Origin of the sequence: Aurantimonas sp. C2-5-R2 (genome assembly GCF_036549495.1) — a bacterium.
GTDB classification, from domain to species: Bacteria; Pseudomonadota; Alphaproteobacteria; order Rhizobiales; family Rhizobiaceae; genus Aurantimonas; species Aurantimonas coralicida_A.
The window spans coordinates 15,982-33,843 of record NZ_JAZHLJ010000044.1 but is presented as its reverse complement, the minus strand read 5'-3'; the positions used below and the strand labels follow the sequence as shown (position 1 = coordinate 33,843).

The window sequence follows — 17,862 nt, the reverse complement described above, 5'->3', positions numbered from 1 at the left end:
CTCCTCAGTGGAATCGGCACCCCGAGCCTAACGGCTCAAGGCGGGCAACGCCGCCCACTTCAGAGTTTCAACAGAGACCGGGACATTCCCATGGAGATGGTCACGACGGTGGAGATGCGCGATCTTTGTCCCTTCCTGGAAACCCATGACCTCCAGGGCGGATTGTGGGACGCGGCGGACGGGGACATCGACCCGGCGCAGATCACCCAGGCGTTCGCCAAGGCCGCGCGCGGAATGGGCGCGACGATCATCCGATTCTGCCCAGTGACAGGGTTGAACCAGCAGAGCGACGGCACCTGGCATGTTGTGACCGCCAAAGGCACGGTGAAAGGCGGACATCATCGTCAACGCCGCTGGCTACCGCGCCGCGGAGCTCGGTCGCATGATGGGCCGCGACGTTCCGACGGTGGCGATGTCGCACCAATATCTCGTCACCGAGGAAGTGCCCGAATTCTCCGCGCGCGAGACGAGCATCCCGATGGTCCGCGATCCCGACTCTTCCTACTACCTGCGCCAGGAAGGCAAGGGCCTGATCCTCGGCCCCTACGAGCACCAGGCCACGCCCTATTGGGTGAGCCGTGCCGATCCGATGCCTGCCGATTTCTCGTTCCAGCTCTGGTCGGACGATCTGGACCGCATCGAAAGCTATATCGAGGATGCCTGCGCGCGGATGCCGGTGCTGGCCAGCGCCGGTATCCAGAAGGTCATCAACGGACCCATCCCCTATGCGCCGGACGGCCTGCCGCTGATCGGTCCCGTCCCCGGCATCAGCAATGCCTTCGAAGCCTGCGTCTTCACCTTCGGCATCGTCCAGGCCGGTGGCGCCGGCAAGGTGCTCGCTGACTGGGTCACGGAAGGCGAGACCGAATGGGACATGTGGGCGGTCGATCCGCGCCGTTTCACCGACTTCGCCACCAAGTCCTACACGGTCGCCAAGGCCGTCGAGGTCTATTCGCACGAATACGCCATTCACTACCCCCATCTGGAATGGCCGGCAGGGCGGCCCGCCAAGACCTCGCCGGTCTACGAGCGGCTGAAGGTCAAGGGCGCTCGTTTCGGCGCCCGCGGTGGTTGGGAAAAACCGACCTGGTTCGGGACACCCGGCGACGAGGACGCTCCCGAGACCTATGGCCGTGGCGACTGGTTCGAGTCGGTGGCGCGCGAATGCGATGCCGTCGCGAACCAGGTGGGAATTCTCGACCTCACCGCCTTCGCCCGGTTCGAGATGAAGGGCGAGGGGGCAGCGGAATGGCTGGGCGGCATGATCGCCGGCGCGCTGCCGAAGCCCGGCCGTGTCACCCTTGCCTATCTCTGCACCAGGGCCGGACGCATCCTGACCGAGCTCACCGTCACGCGCTTTGCCGAAGATCATTTCTGGCTGATCGGCGCCGTCGGTGGCCAGTGGCACGATCGCGACTGGCTGAGGCGCCACATGCCGGCGGACGCCGATTTCACGCTGACCGACGAAACGGCCGGCTGGGGCACGCTGGTCATCGCCGGTCCGCGGTCGCGCGATCTCCTCGCCAAGGTGGCGGACAGCGACCTGTCGAACGCGGCGTTTCCCTGGCTTTCCCACCAGCCTGTCGAGATCGGCATGGCGCGCGGCCTGGCGATCCGCGTCAATTATGTCGGCGAACTCGGCTACGAGCTGCATCTGCCGCTGGCAACGCTGGCCGGTGCCTACGACATGTTGTGGCAGGCCGGCGAGGAATTCGGCATCGCGGATTTTGGCGTCTACGCCATGGATTCCATGCGGCTGGAAAAATGCTACCGCGGCTGGAAGAGCGATCTGTCGACCGACTATTCGCCGCTGCAGGGCGGGCTCGACCGCTTCGTCCGGCTCGACAAGCCGGACTTCATGGGCCGCGACGCGCTGATCCGGGAACGGGAGGCTGGCGTCTCGGAGCGTTTTGCGCCGTTGACCGTCGATTGTGCGGCTGACCGCAGCGGCGTCGATCCTGTGCCGCTTTCGAGCGTCTGGAAGGGCGAGGAGCGCGTCGGTCTCGTCACCTCGGCCGGCTTCGGCCATCGCATCCAGAAGACGATCGCGCTTGCCATGTTGCGTGCCGATCTCACCGAACCCGGCACCGAAGTCGAAATCGAGATCCTCGGCGAGCGCCGCAAGGCGACGGTGGTCGCCGAGCCCATTTACGACCCTCGCAACGAGCGGCTGAAAGGTCTGTCATGACGACGAAACCGGTCCCTTCCTCGGCGCGCGCGGTGATCATCGGCGGCGGCGTCATCGGCTGCTCGCTCGCCTATCACCTGACCAAGCTTGGCTGGACGGACGTCGTCCTCCTGGAGCGAAAGCAGCTGACCTGCGGCACGACCTGGCACGCAGCGGGCCTGATCGCGCAGCTCCGGGCGACCCACAACATGACGCGGCTCGCCAAATATTCGCAGGAGCTCTACGGCACGCTGGAGGCCGAGACGGAGGTTGCGACCGGGTTCAAGCGCAATGGCTCGATCACCCTCGCCTTGACCGACGAGCGGTTGCAGGAGTTGAAGCGCGGCGCCTCGATGGCGCGCTCCTTCGGCGTCGAGATCGAGGAGATCTCGGTCGCGGACGCCAAACGCCTGAATCCGCTATATAATATGGAAGACGTCACCGGTGCTGTCTATCTGCCGAAGGACGGGCAGGGCGATCCGACCAATATCGCGCTGGCTCTGGCCAAGGGCGCCCGCATGCGCGGCGCGCAGATCATCGAGGGCGTCGCGGTCACCGCCATTCACCAGGTCGACGGTCGCGCCACCGGCGTCGCCTGGCAGCGCGGCGAGGAGACCGGCAATCTCTCGGCCGATGTGGTGGTGAACTGCGCCGGCATGTGGGCCCGCGATGTAGGCCAGATGGCGGGCGTCAACGTGCCGCTGCAAGCCTGCGAACATTTCTACATCGTGACCGAAGCGATCGCCGATCTGCCGCGCGACATGCCGGTGATGCGGGTGCCGGACGAGTGCGCCTATTACAAGGAGGACGCCGGCAAGCTATTGCTCGGCGCGTTCGAGCCGCGCGCCAAGCCCTGGGGACAGGACGGCATTCCCGCAGATTTCTGCTTCGACCAGTTGCCTGAGGATTTCGACCATTTCGCCCCGATCCTGGAGATGGCGGTCAATCGCTTTCCCGCGCTCGAAAAGGCGGGAATCCATACCTTCTTCAACGGACCGGAGAGTTTCACGCCGGACGACCGGTATCTCCTTGGCGAAGCGCCGGAACTCGCCGGGTTCTTCGTCGCGGCGGGCTTCAATTCGGTCGGCATCCAGTCGGCCGGCGGCGCCGGCATGGCGCTGGCGCAGTGGATCGAGGATGGCGAGCCGCCCTTCGATCTCTGGGATGTCGACATTCGCCGGATGCAGCGGGTGCAGAACAACCGCACCTATCTCGTCAACCGCGTCAGCGAGACGCTCGGTCTGCTCTATGCCGATCATTTTCCCTATCGCCAGTTCGAAAGCGCCCGCGGGGTGCGGACCTCGCCGCTGCACGAACGTCTGGCCGCGCGCGGCGCCTGCTTTGGCGAAACAGCGGGCTGGGAGCGGGCCAACTGGTTCGTGCCGAAGCGGATATGGAACGGGGGGGTCAAGCCCGAATATCGCTACAGCTGGGGTCGGCAGAACTGGTTCGACTATGCCGCCAGCGAGCACAAGGCGGTGCGCGAGGCGGTCGGGCTGTTCGACATGTCGTCCTTCGTCAAGCTGCGGGTGGAAGGCCGCGATGCCTTCGATGTCCTGCAAAAGCTGTGCGCCAACGATGTCGACGTGGCACCGGGCCGCATCGTCTACACGCAATGGCTCAACGAGCGCGGCGGCGTCGAAGCCGACCTGACCGTGACGCGCCTCTCCGAGACCGCCTTCCTGGTGATCACCGGCGCGGCCCAGGGCGTCCGCGAACTGGCGTGGCTGAAGCGCCATATTCCGGGTGACGCCCATTGCACCGTCATTGACGTCACCAGCGCCGAGGCCTGCCTGCCGGTGATGGGGCCGAATGCGCGGGAGCTCCTGCAGTCGCTCACCGGCGCCGATCTTTCCAACGCGGCATTTCCGTTCGCGTCGGCCCGCGAGATCGAACTCGGCATGGGCATGGTGCGCGCCCACCGCATCACTTATGTCGGCGAACTCGGCTACGAACTCTACATGCCGAGCGATTTGGCCCGGCATGTCTTCGATACCGTCATGGAGGCAGGCGACGCATTCGGCCTGCGCCTTTGCGGCATGCACACCATGGATGCCTGCCGGCTGGAGAAGGCGTATCGCCATTTCGGCCATGATCTGTCCGACGAGGATCATGTGCTGGAGTCGGGGCTGGGCTTTGCCGTGAAGCCCGATAAGACGCCTGGCGCCTATGGCGATTTCATCGGCCGCGCCGCCGTGGCGGCGAAAAAGCAGGAAGGCCTGACGAGGCGGCTGGTACAGTTCAAGCTCGATGATGCCGAGCCGCTGCTCTATCACACCGAGCCGATCTGGCGGGACGGCGCGATCGCCGGGTTCCTGACCTCGGGCGGCTACGGACATCATCTCGGCGCGGCAATCGGCCTTGGCTATGTGCAATGCGCGCCAGACGAAAAGCCCGGCGATATCGTCGGTTCCTCCTACGAGATCGAGGTTGCAGGCGAGCGCGTCGGTGCCATCGCCAGCCTCAAGCCGCTCTACGATCCCAAGTCGGAGCGGGTTCGCGCCTGAACGAGCGGCCTCATAAGAGGGCGAGTTTGATCAGGCCGATGGCGCAAAGCACGACCAACATCGCCAGGACGAAGACGCGGAACGATTGCGGGGTGGCGGACAGGAACCGCCGCCCGCCGAGCCAGACGCCCAGCGCCATGAATGGCAGGGCGAAGCCGATGCGCGCCAACGCCGTCACGTCGAACAGGCCATTGAGCGTCAGCAGCGCGCTGCCCCAGAGATCGATGGCGAACAGATAGGCGATGAAGACGGCGCGCATGATGGCCGCTGGGATGCGCCCCGCCGTGAAGACCAGCGCGACGACGAGGCCACCGACCCCGGCGGCGCCGTTGACGATACCCGACACCAGACCCGTTGCGGCCAACAGGCTGCCGGACAGACGCAGCGCCAGCCCGGGACTCAGCCACAAGAGCAGGCTGGCGAACAGAATGAAGGCCAGCAGTGCGCTCTTCACCGGCTCGGGCGGCAAGGTGGCGAGCAAATGAACGCCGATCGGATTGCCGATCAGCGCGCCGGCGAACAGGAACCCCAGAATTCGCCAGTCGATCTCGCGCCAGACACCGCGCGCCTGACCGAGGCTCGCGGCGATCTCCAGACCGATGGCGATCGGCACCAGTTCGGCCGGCGGCAGGATGAGCGTCAGCGCCGCCATGATCACCGCCGACATGCCGAATCCGGCATATCCTCGCGCGAAGCCCGCGCACAGGAAGACCGCCGCGCTGAGGACGAGGCCGCCGGCGCTAAGGTTCAACATCGATGCGGGCATGGGAGGCCGGTCGCCATTATTCGGCGGCTTGCGTCGATGACGAGGGCAGGCTCCTGACGATCTCGGCCAACTTGCGAACGCCCTCGGCGATACGGTCGGTGGCGATCGCGGAGAAGCCGAGGCGGAAATAGTTTCGCGGCGGATTGCGGCCGGCGAAGAAGAAATCGCCGGCCTCGATGACGATCCCTTGCTTCAGCGCCCGCCGCGCCAATTCACCGGCATCGAACCCCGGCGGTCCTTCCAGCCAATAGCTGGTGCCGCCGAAGGTCGGGCTGCGCGACCAGAACGGCAAATGGGTCTGCAGCGCCTCGCCCCTGACCCGCCAGCGTTCGCGGTAAACACGGTGCAATCGCCCCAACAGCGCATCGTGATGTCCGAAAGCCAGGAAGAGGGCGGCGGCGCGCTGGTTGTTACCGGGCGGGTGGCGCAGCATCAGCCGGCGCAGCGCTCGCGCCTGATCGATCAGCGGTTTCGGGGCGACCAGGAAGCCGATCCGGACGCCCGGCACCAGGGACTTGGACAAGCTGCCGATGTAGATGACCCGTCCCTCCTTATCCAGCGACTTCAGCGCCGGGGTTGGTGCGGAGACATAGTTGGCCTCGAACTCGTAATCGTCCTCCAGAATGATCAGGTTGTTGGCGCTGGCGAGCGCCAACAATTCCTTGCGTCGGGACAGTGGTAGCGTCGCCGTGGTGGGGAAATGATGCGACGGGGTGATGAAGGCCAACTGACAGGCGGCCAGCCGCTCGTCCATCAGCAGCCCATTCTCGTCGACTGGTATCGGCACGACGTGCCGGGTGCGCAAGGCGAACATGTTGCGCGCGTCGGGATAGCCCGGGTCCTCGATGGCGACGCGCGTGTTCGCTCCGACCAGCAGACTTGAAACCAGGTAGAGGGCGTTCTGAGCGCCCATGGTGATGAGAATCTCCTCGTCACGCGCGGCGATTCCCCGGCGGGGCAGGATGCGGGTGCGGATCTGTTCGATCAGCATCGGGTCGTCGGCGTTGAAACGGTCCGCCGTCCACTGGTCCAAACCTTTTGCGCCCATGGCCTGGCGGACGCAGTCGCGCCATTCGGAAATGGGAAACAGAGTGTGATCGATCTGGCCGTAGATGAAAAGATAGGGATGGTCCCGCCAGTCTTCCGGCTTGACGATATTGACCTGACCGGCGGGATGGATTCGCAGGCGCGCCTGCCAGTCGATCTTGCCTTTGTCCTCAGTCGGGGCAGCCGCGTCCGCCGACGGCACCAGTCCCGTCAGGACATCGGGGTTGACGTAAAAGCCGCTGCGCTCCCGCGCAAGCAGGAACCCATCCTCGACCAGGGCCTGATACGACAGCACGACGGTATTGCGCGACACGCCGAGCTGGCGCGCCATGGCCCGAGTGGAGGGAACCGATTCCATCGCCGAGAGCTGGCCGGCCAGCACGGCGGAGACCAGACCCTCGCGAATCTGCGCCTGCAGTGTGAAGGTTTCGCCCTTGTCGACATGAAACAGTGCGTTGCGCATGACGATCCTGGTCTTACCCAATTGGGCTATCTGGTCCTACGATCAGGCCAGACCGGACGGTATCGTGAGGAAGCTGACATTCGCAAGTGAATCCGGGTGCGCCCGCCAAACTTCCATCGAGGTGAACCATGAGCTCCAGATCCGCAGCCGCAGACGTCGCCTTTTCACCCACCAATTCCCTCGAAGCCCACTGGATGCCGTTTTCCGGCAATCGCGACTTCAAGCAGAGTCCGCGGATGGTGATGCGCTCAGAGGGCATGTTCTGCTGGGACCAGAACGGCAATCAGGTCATCGACGGGTCGTCCGGCCTGTTCTGCTGCCCCGCCGGTCACGGGCGCAAGGAAATCGCCGATGCCGTTCACCGGCAGATGCTGCAAAACGACTATGTCGCGCCCTTCCAACTGGGTCAGCCGACTTCCTTCGCCCTGGCACAGAAGGTCGCCGATCTCCTGCCGGAGCCGATCAACCACGTCTTCTTCGTCAATTCGGGTTCGGAGTCGATCGACACGGCGTTGAAGATCGCCATGGCCTATCACCGCGCCCGCGGCGAGGGAGAGCGCATCCGCTTCGTGTCGCGCGAGCGGGCCTATCACGGCGTGAACATCGGCGGGGTGTCACTGTCCGGCATGATCAAGAACCGCGAGGCGTTTCCCGCCACCATGCCGCATGTGGCGCTGATGCGGCATACCTGGCAGGAAGAGAACAAGATGACGCGCGGCCAGCCGGAGCACGGCGCCGAACTCGCCGAGGATCTGGAGCGCATCTGCCAGACCTACGGTCCGCGGACCATCGCCGCCTGCTTCGTCGAGCCGGTCGCCGGCTCCACCGGAACGCTGGTGCCGCCGAAGGGCTATCTCAAGCGGTTGCGCGAAATCTGCGACAAACACGGCATCCTGCTGGTGTTCGACGAGGTGATCACCGGCTTCGGTCGTCTCGGCGCGCCGTTCGCCTGCGACAAGTACGATGTCGTGCCGGACATCGTCACCATGGCCAAGGCGCTGACTAACGGCGCCATTCCGATGGGCGCGGTCGCAGTGCGCGACGCGGTCTACGAGACGGTTACCAACGCCAGCCCCGAGGGCGCCGTCGAGTTCTTCCACGGCTACACCTATTCGGCGCATCCGGCCGCCTGTGCGGCGGGATTGGCGGCGCAGGAGATCTACGCATCCGAGGGCCTGTTTGACCGTGCGGCGGAATTGGCGCCGTATTTCGAGGAGGCGATCTTCGGCCTCAAGGACCACCCGCTGGTGTTCGACCTGCGGGTGGTCGGCCTGATGGCCGGCGTCGAGGTCAAGAGCGACGGGGCGCCGGGCCGGCGCGGCCAGCAGATGCAGAAGGATCTGTTCTGGAACGGCTGCCACGTGAAGTTCACCGGCGACGTCGCGGTGGTGGCGCCGGCCTTCATCGCCGAGCGCAAGCATGTCGACGAGATCGTCGACAAACTGCGCAGGACGCTCGACCAGCATCTTTAGCACTGTGGTTTTTGCCGTTTCTTCGATGAGCATTACTTCACGATCGAACGCGCGCGAGAGTGCCAGCCCAAGCCACGCGAGCTCGCCGATCTATTCCGAACGGGGTGATCGGCGGGGCCTCGATTGCAGGATCGAATGCCGTGCGCTTCGACATCGATCCGCGGCAAGCGAATCTTGGCCGACTGTTCCGGTCAACCGGGCACTGCCTCCGACACCGGATCGGCATCGGGCGCGGGATCCTTGGGCTCCTGCACACGGAAGACGACGAGGTAAAGCGCCGGTATGAAGAGAAGCGTGATCAGCGTTCCCGCGATGATGCCGCCCATCATCGCGTAAGCCATCGGCCCCCAGAACACCTCGCGCGAGATCGGGATTAGCGCCAGGCTCGCCGCCGCCGCCGTGAGCAGGATCGGACGTGCGCGCATCTTGCTCGCCTCGAACACCGCATTCCAGGGGTGAAGTCCTTCTTCGCGCAAGACCTCGATCTGATGGACGAGGATGATCGAGTTGCGAATGAGGATGCCGATAAGCGCCAAGACGCCCAGAATCGCGACGAAGCCCAGTGGTGCCCCTGACGGAATCAATGCCGCGACGACGCCGATCAGCCCCAGCGGAGCGGCACTGACGACGATGAGCGTTGCCCTGAAGCTCTGCATCTGGATCATGATCAGGGTCAGCATGGCGACGAGCATCAACGGCACGACGGCGGCTATCGGTCCCTGGCTTTGGGTGCTCGATTCCACCGCGCCACCGATTTCCACCGTGTATTCGGCGGGCAGGCTCTCCCGGAACGCGGCGATCTTTCCCCCGAGGTCCGCGACGATCGTCGCGGGTTGTGCCGGCCCGAGGATCGCCGCGCTGACCGTAATGGTCGGGATGCGCGAGCGCGAGTAGAGGATCGGATCTTCATAGTCGTAGCCGTAACTGACGAGGCTTGCGAGCGGGATCGCGGCACCTTGAGAATTCGTCAGCTGCAGGTTCTCGATCGCCTCGATGGAGTCGCGGTCCGACTGGCGGCCGCGCGCCACGACGTCGACCAGATAGATGCCGTCCCGGACCTCCGTGATCGTCAGGCCGTCGAGGACGAGGTTCAGTGTCGATGCGATCTGCTGTGACGTCACGCCCAGCTGGCGCGCCTTGTCCTGCAGAATTTCCACCTTGAGCGCCCGGGCCGGCTCGTTCCAGTCCATGACGATCGATCGCAGGCGGGGATCTTGCGCCATGACGGCCGCAAGCTCGCGCGCGCCGGCGCGCACCACCTCGATATCCGGACCGCCGACGCGGTACTGCACCGGTCGGCCAACGGGTGGTCCAAGCTCGAGATTCTTCACATAGACGTCGATGCCGACGAGATTCTTGCGGGCGAAAGTCTGGATCCTGTCACGGACCCGCTCGCGCGCCGCGATATCCTTGTTGACGATAACGACCTGGCCGAAGAACGGGTTCGATGGCTGGACATCGTAGGCGAGGATGAAGCGCTCGGCAGATCGGCCGACATAGGACGAGAAATGGTCGATGTCGTCGTCGCCGACCAACGTCGCCTCGAGCTTGTCCATTTCGGCCTTGGTCTCGGCGATGGTTGCGTTTCGCCGCAGCATGAAGTCGATCACGAGTTCCGGCCGGTCGGATGTCGGGAAAAACTGTTGCTGCACGAAGCGCATCGAATAGATCGAGCCGGCAAAGAGCGCGACCGTGAGCAGGATCGTGATCCAGCGCCGGCGCATCGCGACCCGCAGGATGCGGCTGAAAGCGCGCCGGGCAAAACCGGGCTTTGCGTCGTGCTTGTGCATCGACTTGGGCAGCAGCAGCACACCAATCAGCGGCGTGAACAAGACGGCGACGACCCAGGACAGGAGCAGAGCCAGGGCGATGACCACGAACAGCGAAAAGGTGTACTCGCCGGCATTGGAATTGTTGAAGCCGATCGGCAGGAAGCCGGCAACCGTGACGAGCGTTCCCGACAGCATCGGAAAGGCGATCGAGGTCCAGGCGAAGCTCGCGGCCTTTTCCCGCGTCTCGCCCATTTCCGAACGTGACACCATGGTCTCGATCGCGATCATCGCGTCGTCCACCAGAAGACCGAGGGCGATGATCAGCGCACCGAGCGAGATCCGCTGCAGCGTCAGGCCGGCATATTCCATGCCGATGAAGGTCATGGCGAGGACCAGCGGAATCGACAAGGTGACGACCAACCCGGCGCGAAAGCCAAGGCTCACGAAGCTGACGATAAGAACGATGATCACCGCTTCGAGAAGCGCCTGGGTGAAGCCGCCGACGGATTCCTCCACCACGGCCGACTGATCGGCGACGAGGTGTACGCCGATGCCGACCGGCAGTTCGGAGACGATGCGCGCCATCTCCTCCTTCAGATTCTCGCCGAAGTCGACGATGTTGCCGCCCTTTCGCATGCCGATGGCAAGGCCGATCGCCGGCTGGCCATTATACCGGAAGAGCGCCGAGGGCGGGTCCTGGTAGCCCCGCTTGATCGTCGCGACGTCGCTGAGGCGGAAAAAGCGATCGTTGACGCGAAAATTGAGCGAAGCCAGACTGTTTTCCGAGGCGTATTGGCCCGACACGCGCACGAAGATGCGCTCCGGTCCGGACTGCACGACACCGGACGGCGCGATCGCGTTCTCGGCTTTCAGCGTATCGATGATCGACTGCTGGTCGATGCCGAGCCCGGCGATCTTGCGCAGCGAAAATTCGAGGAAAATCCGTTCGTCCTGGGCGCCTACGAGTTCCACCTTGCCGGATTCCGGCAGCTGCAGGACTTTCGTGCGCACGGCTTCGACATAATCGCGCAACTGGCGTGGCGTGAAGCCGTCGGCGGTAAAGGCATAGATGTTGCCGAATACGTCGCCGAACTCGTCGTTGAAACCGAAGCCTTGAAACTCCGAGGGGAAATCGCCGCGAATGTCCGCCATCATGTGCCGGACGCGGGTCCAGATGCTGGTGATCTGACCGGCCTTCGTCGTCGGAAGCAGATTAACGAAGATGACGGTCTGACCGGGTGTCGTGATCGACCGGGTATAGTCGAGGGAGTCCAGCTCCTGGAGCTTCTTCTCCATCCGGTCGGTGACCTGCTCGGTCATTTCCTTGACGGTCGCACCGGGCATGACGCCCGAAACGACCATCGTCTTGATGGTGAACGGCGGGTCTTCCTCGCGGCCGAGATTGAGATAGGAAAGCGCGCCGACGAGCATCGCGATGATCATCAGAAACCAGACGAAGGAGCGATGGTGAAGCGCCCAGTCGGAGAGATTGAAGCGTTTCACGATGGTCTTTCGCCTTCCGCCATATCCGTCAGCGAGATAGCTTGCCCATCCTCAAGGCTGTGGACGCCGGCGATGACCACGCGCTCGTCGGGTTTCAGTCCGTCGTCGATCCGCACCGCGCCATCGGGCGCGTCGCTCACCGTCACGGCGCGCCGTGTCACCGTCTTCGCCGTCTCGTCCACGACCCAGACCGAAGCCTTGCCGTCCTCTTCCAGGATCGCGCTTTTCGGCACGATCACCGACGCCGGCTGCTCTGCCTTCTCTTGCGGGATCGCTTTGACCAACGCCCCGATGCGAAAGGCGGGCGGGGGATCGGCAAGCGTGATGCGCACCCGATTGGTGCGGGTTAGGGCCTCGGCCTGCGGCGCGATCTCGCGAATCCCGCCCTCGACGCTGAGATCCGGCTCGATCTGCAGGACGACGCGGAAGCGGTCGCCGGCGGTCAGAGCCGAACCCTGGGCCGCCGGTACATCCACGACCGCCTCGCGCTCGCCGGTCCGGGCAAGTTTGAAGACCGCCGCGCCAGCCGACACGACTTGACCGACATCTGCCTCGCGGTCCGTGATGACCCCGTCATAGGGTGCCGTGAGAACAGCGAAACTCAGCGCATTCTCGGTCTTATCGAGCTGCGCCCGTGCGCTTGCGAGCTCGGCATCGGCAACCTGACGGCTTTGTTCGGCGACATCGAGATCGGATTGCGACACGGTCTTGTCGGAGAACAGGGTCCGCGTGCGCTGGGCACTCGCCCCAGCCGTGCGAGCCTGAATCCGGGCATTGGCCAATTGAGCCTTGGCGGAGCGCAGGTCGGCGGCGAGCGTTTCGGCGTCGATTGCAGCGAGTGGCTGCCCCTTCTCGACCTGATCGCCGACGTCGACATCTCGCGAGATCAGCCGGCCGAGGGTGCGAAACGCCAGGGTCGTCTCGAAGCGGGGCGCGATCCTCCCGCTGAACCCCTCGTCCGCGACCACGTGCCGGGCGACGACCATGGTCAGAACCGGGCGCGGCGGCAACGGCGCGGCCTCGGACCCGGTGTCCTCGCTGCAACCCGTCAGAAGCGGCGCCGCAACAAGCAGCACGGTGAAGCAGAACGCTCTTTTCACGATCCGGCCTCTTCATCCATGGCGACGAGATCGGGGATCTGTCCTGGTCGCACGAGCTGGGACCCCTCCGTGATGACCCGGTCGCCGGCCGCAATGCCCTCTTCGACGACGATCTTGCCGCTTTGGTAGGAACCGATCGTCACGGGTGTCAGCCTGACGGCGCCACTGTCCTTCTCAACGGTCCACACCGCCGCTTTGCCGCGATCCGCCATCAGCGCCGTCCAGGGCAGGACGATCGCCTGTTCCTGGGCTTCGCCGACATCCGTTCCGACGATGGCCGAGCCGAGCGTCATCTGCGGCGGAACCGTGTCGAGCCCGACCTTGACCTTGAGGGTGCCGGTCGTCGAGTCGATCAGCGGCGAGACCTCGCGGACCGTTCCCACGGTTTTCACCGACGGATCGCCGACGAGCGCGATCGTGATCAAATGTGACTTCCGCGACCCGATCAGCAGCTGTTCCTGAATCTCGAAGACCGCGTCGCGACCGCCGTCCTCGGCAAACCCAAAGGCCGTCTGGGCCGCACTGACCACCTGGCCGGGATCGACGCTGCGGCTGGTGATGACACCGTGGGCGTCAGCCCTCAGAACGGTCTCTTCCAGGTTCGTCCTGGCCGTTTCCAGATCGGCACTGGCCATGTCGACGGCGCTGGTCGCCGATGACAAGGCCTTTTGCGCATCGTCGAAATTCCCGCGGGTCGTAAAGCCCTTGCCGAGCAGCTCCTTCTGTCGCTGAAATGCCGACGAGGCCTGAGTCAGTTGCGCGTTGGCCGCATCCACCACCGCTTCGGCGGCCGCCACACCGGCTTGTTGCTCGGTCGGGTCAAGTTTTGCCAGCACCTGTCCCTCTGTCACCTTCGCACCGACGTCGACGGCGACATCCGTCACCCGACCGCCTGTCTTGAAGGAATAGGTCGCGGTGTGGCGCGCCGTGATCTCGCCCGTCAAAGTCGTGGTCTGGCTAATGGTTTCCGGCTCGACGGTGACGAAACCGACTGGCTCGGGCGGCCGTTCTACGTTGGCTTCAGGCGCACAGGCAGTGAGCGCGGACGCGGCCGTCGCAACGAGAAGCACCCGGACCAGGCTCGAACGAGCGTCCATTCTGCCGATCATCGACTTCGCACCCGATTGCTTGTTTGCCAAGTTGCTTTATCATTGAGCTAAATCAAAGGAAGGTTCGCGTCAATGGCAGGCGGCAACGACGAGGACGGTAGCGACACGGCGAGGGAGGCGACATCGGACGAGGTTTTACGTCTTTTCAAACGGGTCCTGCAAACCGCGATCGACTTCGACAAGGAGCTCGCCGCCCGGCACGACCTCGCGCTCACCGACCTTGGCTGTCTTGGGTTCCTGGAGAGCAGCAAGGCTCCCGTCAGCGGCAAGATGATCGCCGAACATGTGGCGCTGTCGACCGGGGCGACGACAGCGCTTCTCGACCGGCTAGAGCGCGCCGGTCTTGTCGAGCGGTGCCCCAATCCGGCGGACAGGCGCGGTATCGTGATCGCGCTGGTCGAGGAAAACGCCCGGCCAATCCTCGACGAGCATCGCCACATGCGCGACCGGCTCTCTGCAACGATCGCCAGTCTTACAACGACGGAAGCCGAGACGGTCGCGAAGTTCCTGCGCACGCTGCTTGAGCGTTTCGATGGCTGAACACACTGGCATCCGCGGGATGCTGTCACCTCGATGGGCGCTCGGCCTGGGAGCGATGCGCCTGGAGCAACTGGAGCCGTTGCCAGCTGAAACCTTCACCCATAATTCCGATCGGAATGGTCGCAGCCGAACCAAAACATCGAAGATGGGTCGCGAATTGAAAGGGCAGCTCTACATAAACCTGACGTCTCGGTATCGTCGAAACCAAACTTCTGGAAGTGTGGAGAGGCAAGAGGAGCCGAGTCGTCGAATCGTCAGCCGAGGTCGTCGATAGGAACGGCTCTGGGCTTTTTTGTACCCAAAAGCCGCCCGTCGAAACACGGTCCGTTCGTCTTCTGACATTTTGATTGAGGCGCAGACTCTCTTCCTGGCCATTCCGGCCATGGGAGAGAGATAACGGGAGTTGGGTGACTTGCATTGGTTTGCGTCGAGAGGACTCTGGCACTCATTCGCTCCGACGCACCAAGGCGTCGATCATCTACAAGGCGACTGGCAACCTGCGGGCTGTCAAACACCGAGAACGGCCGCGACGGAACTGTCGCGGCGGCCGATCTTACGCCCAGACAGGGTTGAAACTTGCCGGACCGCCTTCCCCGTACTGGTCTTCTTCCGACATTGCGCCCTGCGCCATTCAAGTCGGACCTGCAATCATTGACGTGATCCGCTTGGCGAGCGCGGCCATGTCGAACGGTTTCGTCACCACCTGCATGCCCTCATCAAGCTGGCCGTTGCTGAGCACGGCGTTCTCTGCATACCCTGTGACAAAGAGGACCTTGAGTTCAGGTCGGATCTCCCGCGCCGCGTCAGCTACCTGGCGCCCATTCATCCCGTTGGGAAGCCCGACATCCGTAATGAGAAGGTCGATGCGCACGTCGGACCGGAGCACCTTTAGCCCCTGCGGTCCGTCTCCAGCCTCGAGCGCGGTATAGCCCAGGTCCTCCAGCACGTCGACGACCAGCATTCTGACCAGCGGCTCGTCATCGATGACCAGCACCGTCTCGCCGGCGCCGCCACTGTCCGGCGCTTCCTGAGGCGCTGGGACATCGACTGCCGCCTCGGCATGGTGACGGGGCAGCGAGATGCAGACCATGGTGCCTTTATCGACCTCGGAGTGGATCCGGACCTGCCCACCGGACTGGCGGACGAAGCCGTAGATCATCGAGAGCCCCAGCCCTGTGCCGACGCCGATGGGCTTGGTCGTGAAGAATGGATCGAACGCCCTCTCGATCACGTCTGGAGGCATGCCCGTCCCGTCGTCGGACACGCGCATCGTCACATATTGTCCTGGCGGCAGGTCGCGCTCGCGGGCGCTGCGCTCGTCGAGCCACTCGTTGTCCGTCTCGATCTTGATCCTGCCGCCGTCCGGCATGGCGTCGCGGGCGTTGAGACTGAGGTTCAGCAGGGCGTTCTCGAGCTGGGGGGCATCGACCAGGGGGGTCCACAAGCCTGCCTTTGCTACGGACTCAACGTTGATCTGCGGTCCCACCGTTCGCCTGATCAGCTCCTCCATGTCTTGGACAAGACGGTTCACGTCTGTGGGCTTGGGGGCGAGAGTTTGGCGGCGCGAAAAGGCGAGAAGGCGGTGGGTGAGTGCGGCAGCGCGCTTGGCGGCTCCCTGCGCCCCAACCATGTAACGGTCGATGTCGCCGATCCGTCCTTGCGCGATCCGGCTCTGCATCATCTCGAGGCTGCCGGTGATCCCGGCGAGAAGGTTGTTGAAGTCGTGCGCGAGGCCCCCCGTCAACTGGCCGACGGCTTCCATCTTCTGGCTCTGGCGGAGAGCATCCTGCACGATCGCTAGCTCGGTCTCCTTCGCCTTGACGGCGCTGAGATCGCGGCCGATGGCGATGAAGTTTACACCGTCCTCTTCCGGCGCGACGGTCCACTCGATCGGCCTCCAGCCCCCGTCCGCATTCGCGATGCGGTTCTCGAAGCGCGTTGGCCGCTTTGTCTCGCCCATGCGGGCTAGCCCGGCTAGCGTGGGGCCTTCGTCGTCGGGATGCATGAAGCTGGCATAGGGTCTCTCCAGAAGCTCGGTCTGCGACCAGCCGAGCACGCGCGTCCATGCCGGGCTCACGGCTGTCATCATGCCGCTGAGATCGGCGCGTGCGAGCATGTCCTCCGACAGCGTCCACAGTCGGTCTCGTTCCGCAGTGCGTTCAGCGACGCGTTCCTCGAGCGTCCGGTTCAGGTCGCGCAGGCTCACCTCGCTCTCCTCCAGTGCGCGCTGTGCGAGGACGCGCTCCGTGACGTCGTAACCGCCAACAAAGATGCCGGTAACGTCGCCAGCCTCGTCTCGAACGGGTTGGAAGAGGAGGTCGATGAAGCGGTCGGCGTCGTCACTGCCGATCTGGATCGGCAGCGCGCGTCCCGTGAACGGTTCTCCCGTCGCGTAGACGCGGTCCAGAAGGTCCATGAAGCCCTGCCGTTCCAGCTCTGGGAACACCTCCCGAACGGTGTGCCCGACGAACTCGCGGGGGCCGGACAGCGCCAAGTAGGCATCGTTGACGTACTCGTAGCGGTGCTGCGGGCTCGCCAGCACCGCCACGAAACCCGGCATCTGCTGGAGAAGGAGCCGCTGCCGCCTGTTGATATCGGCTTCCCGACGCTCCGCCAACATCTCACGCGTCGTCTCGATGCAGGCGCAGAACAGTCCGGCCACCGTGCCATTGTCGTCGGGGACCGGCGTATAGGAAAACGCGAAGTGGGCTTCCTCGGGATAGCCGTTGCGATGGAGCGTCAGCTTGAGGTCATCCATGTGCACCGGATCGTTCGCGAAAACACGGTCCATCAGCGCGCCGACCTCGTGGCGCAACTCGGGCCAGACGTCGAAGAAGGGACGGCCAAGCGCGGCGCCCTCCCTCGTGCCCAACATCGGCGCATAGCTCTCGTTGTAGATGAGGGTGCGGTCAGGCCCCCAGGCCACAAACATCGGCTGACGCGAGTTAAGCATGACCCGGACCAGGGTGGCCAGTGACCCGGGCCATGTATCCGGCGTCCCGAGGGATGTCGCCTCCCAGTCGTGGTCCCGGAGCCGCGCTCCCATCTCGCCGCCTGCGAAAAGGAAGGGGACGGGCGCGGGCTGTATTGACGTTTCGTTCAACTGCGAATCCTTTTTTGCACCACGATCGAACTCACGGACGGGCACCGATTGTCGCGCCATATTATCGAGAAGAAGCGCCCTTGGCAGTCGTGCCCTTGCAGGCTCGCACAACTGAATCGGCCACACCCCGGGTCTTTTCGAAGGGTAGGAGGTGAACCTCTCGGCAGATTTACTTTGTTCGGTGTCGTAACTTTGCCGGCCAAAGGCGGCGGGCAGGGTCTCGTTTTCCTGGATCCGTCTCGAATTAGGCGGACGGTCGGCGAATTCAATCGTCCAACGGGCGCGTCCAAACCTCTCCACAACTGCGGCACAG

At 64.2% G+C, this 17,862-nt stretch carries 10 protein-coding genes and 3 pseudogenes; 6 read left to right on the top strand and 7 right to left on the bottom strand.

Annotation, left to right across the window (positions count from 1 at the left end; translation table 11 throughout):
• Positions 1-90 precede the first annotated feature (90 nt).
• From VQ044_RS25745 to VQ044_RS16730, 3 genes and pseudogenes are all read left to right on the top strand, one after another.
• Positions 91-267, top strand: a pseudogene (locus VQ044_RS25745) (FAD-dependent oxidoreductase); the annotation flags it as partial.
• A 115-nt stretch (positions 268-382) separates the two neighbouring features.
• Entirely contained in the window at positions 383-2,188 is a 1,806-nt protein-coding gene (locus VQ044_RS16735; RefSeq protein ID WP_442873835.1) for a GcvT family protein, read from the top strand.
• Positions 2,185-4,674, top strand: coding sequence for a GcvT family protein (locus tag VQ044_RS16730; RefSeq protein ID WP_327648288.1), 2,490 nt, complete (start codon positions 2,185-2,187; stop codon positions 4,672-4,674). Before VQ044_RS16735 ends, VQ044_RS16730 begins: the two co-directional genes overlap by 4 nt.
• Before the next feature lie 10 nt (positions 4,675-4,684).
• On the opposite strand, the gene VQ044_RS16725 is transcribed toward VQ044_RS16730, so the two are convergent.
• On the bottom strand, positions 4,685-5,440 hold the full coding sequence (locus tag VQ044_RS16725) for a sulfite exporter TauE/SafE family protein (protein ID WP_327648289.1): 756 nt from the start codon (positions 5,438-5,440) through the stop codon (positions 4,685-4,687).
• A 16-nt stretch (positions 5,441-5,456) separates the two neighbouring features.
• Positions 5,457-6,971, bottom strand: a complete 1,515-nt coding sequence (gene pdxR / locus VQ044_RS16720) for a MocR-like pyridoxine biosynthesis transcription factor PdxR (RefSeq protein ID WP_327648291.1) — start codon at positions 6,969-6,971, stop codon at positions 5,457-5,459.
• A gap of 107 nt (positions 6,972-7,078) precedes the next feature.
• Between pdxR and VQ044_RS16715 the strand changes: the two genes are divergently transcribed.
• A complete protein-coding gene (locus tag VQ044_RS16715) occupies positions 7,079-8,422 on the top strand; it encodes an aminotransferase class III-fold pyridoxal phosphate-dependent enzyme (protein WP_327648293.1) in 1,344 nt (447 codons plus the stop codon).
• Between the two features lie 191 nt (positions 8,423-8,613).
• Here VQ044_RS16715 and VQ044_RS16710 read toward each other — a convergent pair whose 3' ends face one another.
• Genes VQ044_RS16710 through VQ044_RS16700 form a run of 3 tightly spaced genes read right to left on the bottom strand, consistent with a single transcriptional unit; the run spans position 8,614 to position 13,906 of the window.
• Positions 8,614-11,697 carry an efflux RND transporter permease subunit gene (locus tag VQ044_RS16710; RefSeq protein ID WP_327651029.1) on the bottom strand — a complete coding sequence of 1,028 codons (3,084 nt, stop codon included), beginning with the start codon at positions 11,695-11,697 and terminating at the stop codon, positions 8,614-8,616.
• Positions 11,694-12,797, bottom strand: a complete 1,104-nt coding sequence (locus tag VQ044_RS16705; protein WP_327648297.1) for an efflux RND transporter periplasmic adaptor subunit — start codon at positions 12,795-12,797, stop codon at positions 11,694-11,696. The genes VQ044_RS16710 and VQ044_RS16705 overlap by 4 nt, the downstream gene beginning before the upstream one ends.
• Positions 12,794-13,906: an efflux RND transporter periplasmic adaptor subunit gene (locus tag VQ044_RS16700; RefSeq protein WP_327648300.1), complete on the bottom strand. Its 1,113-nt coding sequence runs from the start codon at positions 13,904-13,906 to the stop codon at positions 12,794-12,796. The genes VQ044_RS16705 and VQ044_RS16700 overlap by 4 nt, the downstream gene beginning before the upstream one ends.
• A gap of 72 nt (positions 13,907-13,978) precedes the next feature.
• Between VQ044_RS16700 and VQ044_RS16695 the strand changes: the two genes are divergently transcribed.
• Complete coding sequence (locus VQ044_RS16695; RefSeq protein WP_327648302.1) at positions 13,979-14,446, top strand: MarR family winged helix-turn-helix transcriptional regulator; 468 nt, start codon at positions 13,979-13,981, stop codon at positions 14,444-14,446.
• A gap of 404 nt (positions 14,447-14,850) precedes the next feature.
• Positions 14,851-14,958 (top strand): annotated as a pseudogene (locus VQ044_RS16690) (integrase); the annotation flags it as partial.
• 119 nt (positions 14,959-15,077) lie between these two features.
• Here VQ044_RS16690 and VQ044_RS16685 read toward each other — a convergent pair.
• Together VQ044_RS16685 and VQ044_RS25740 are read right to left on the bottom strand one after the other, a co-directional pair.
• On the bottom strand, positions 15,078-17,006 hold the full coding sequence (locus tag VQ044_RS16685) for a PAS domain-containing protein (protein ID WP_442880669.1): 1,929 nt from the start codon (positions 17,004-17,006) through the stop codon (positions 15,078-15,080).
• 75 nt (positions 17,007-17,081) lie between these two features.
• Positions 17,082-17,399: pseudogene (locus VQ044_RS25740) on the bottom strand (PAS domain-containing protein); the annotation flags it as partial.
• Positions 17,400-17,862: the final 463 nt, after the last annotated feature.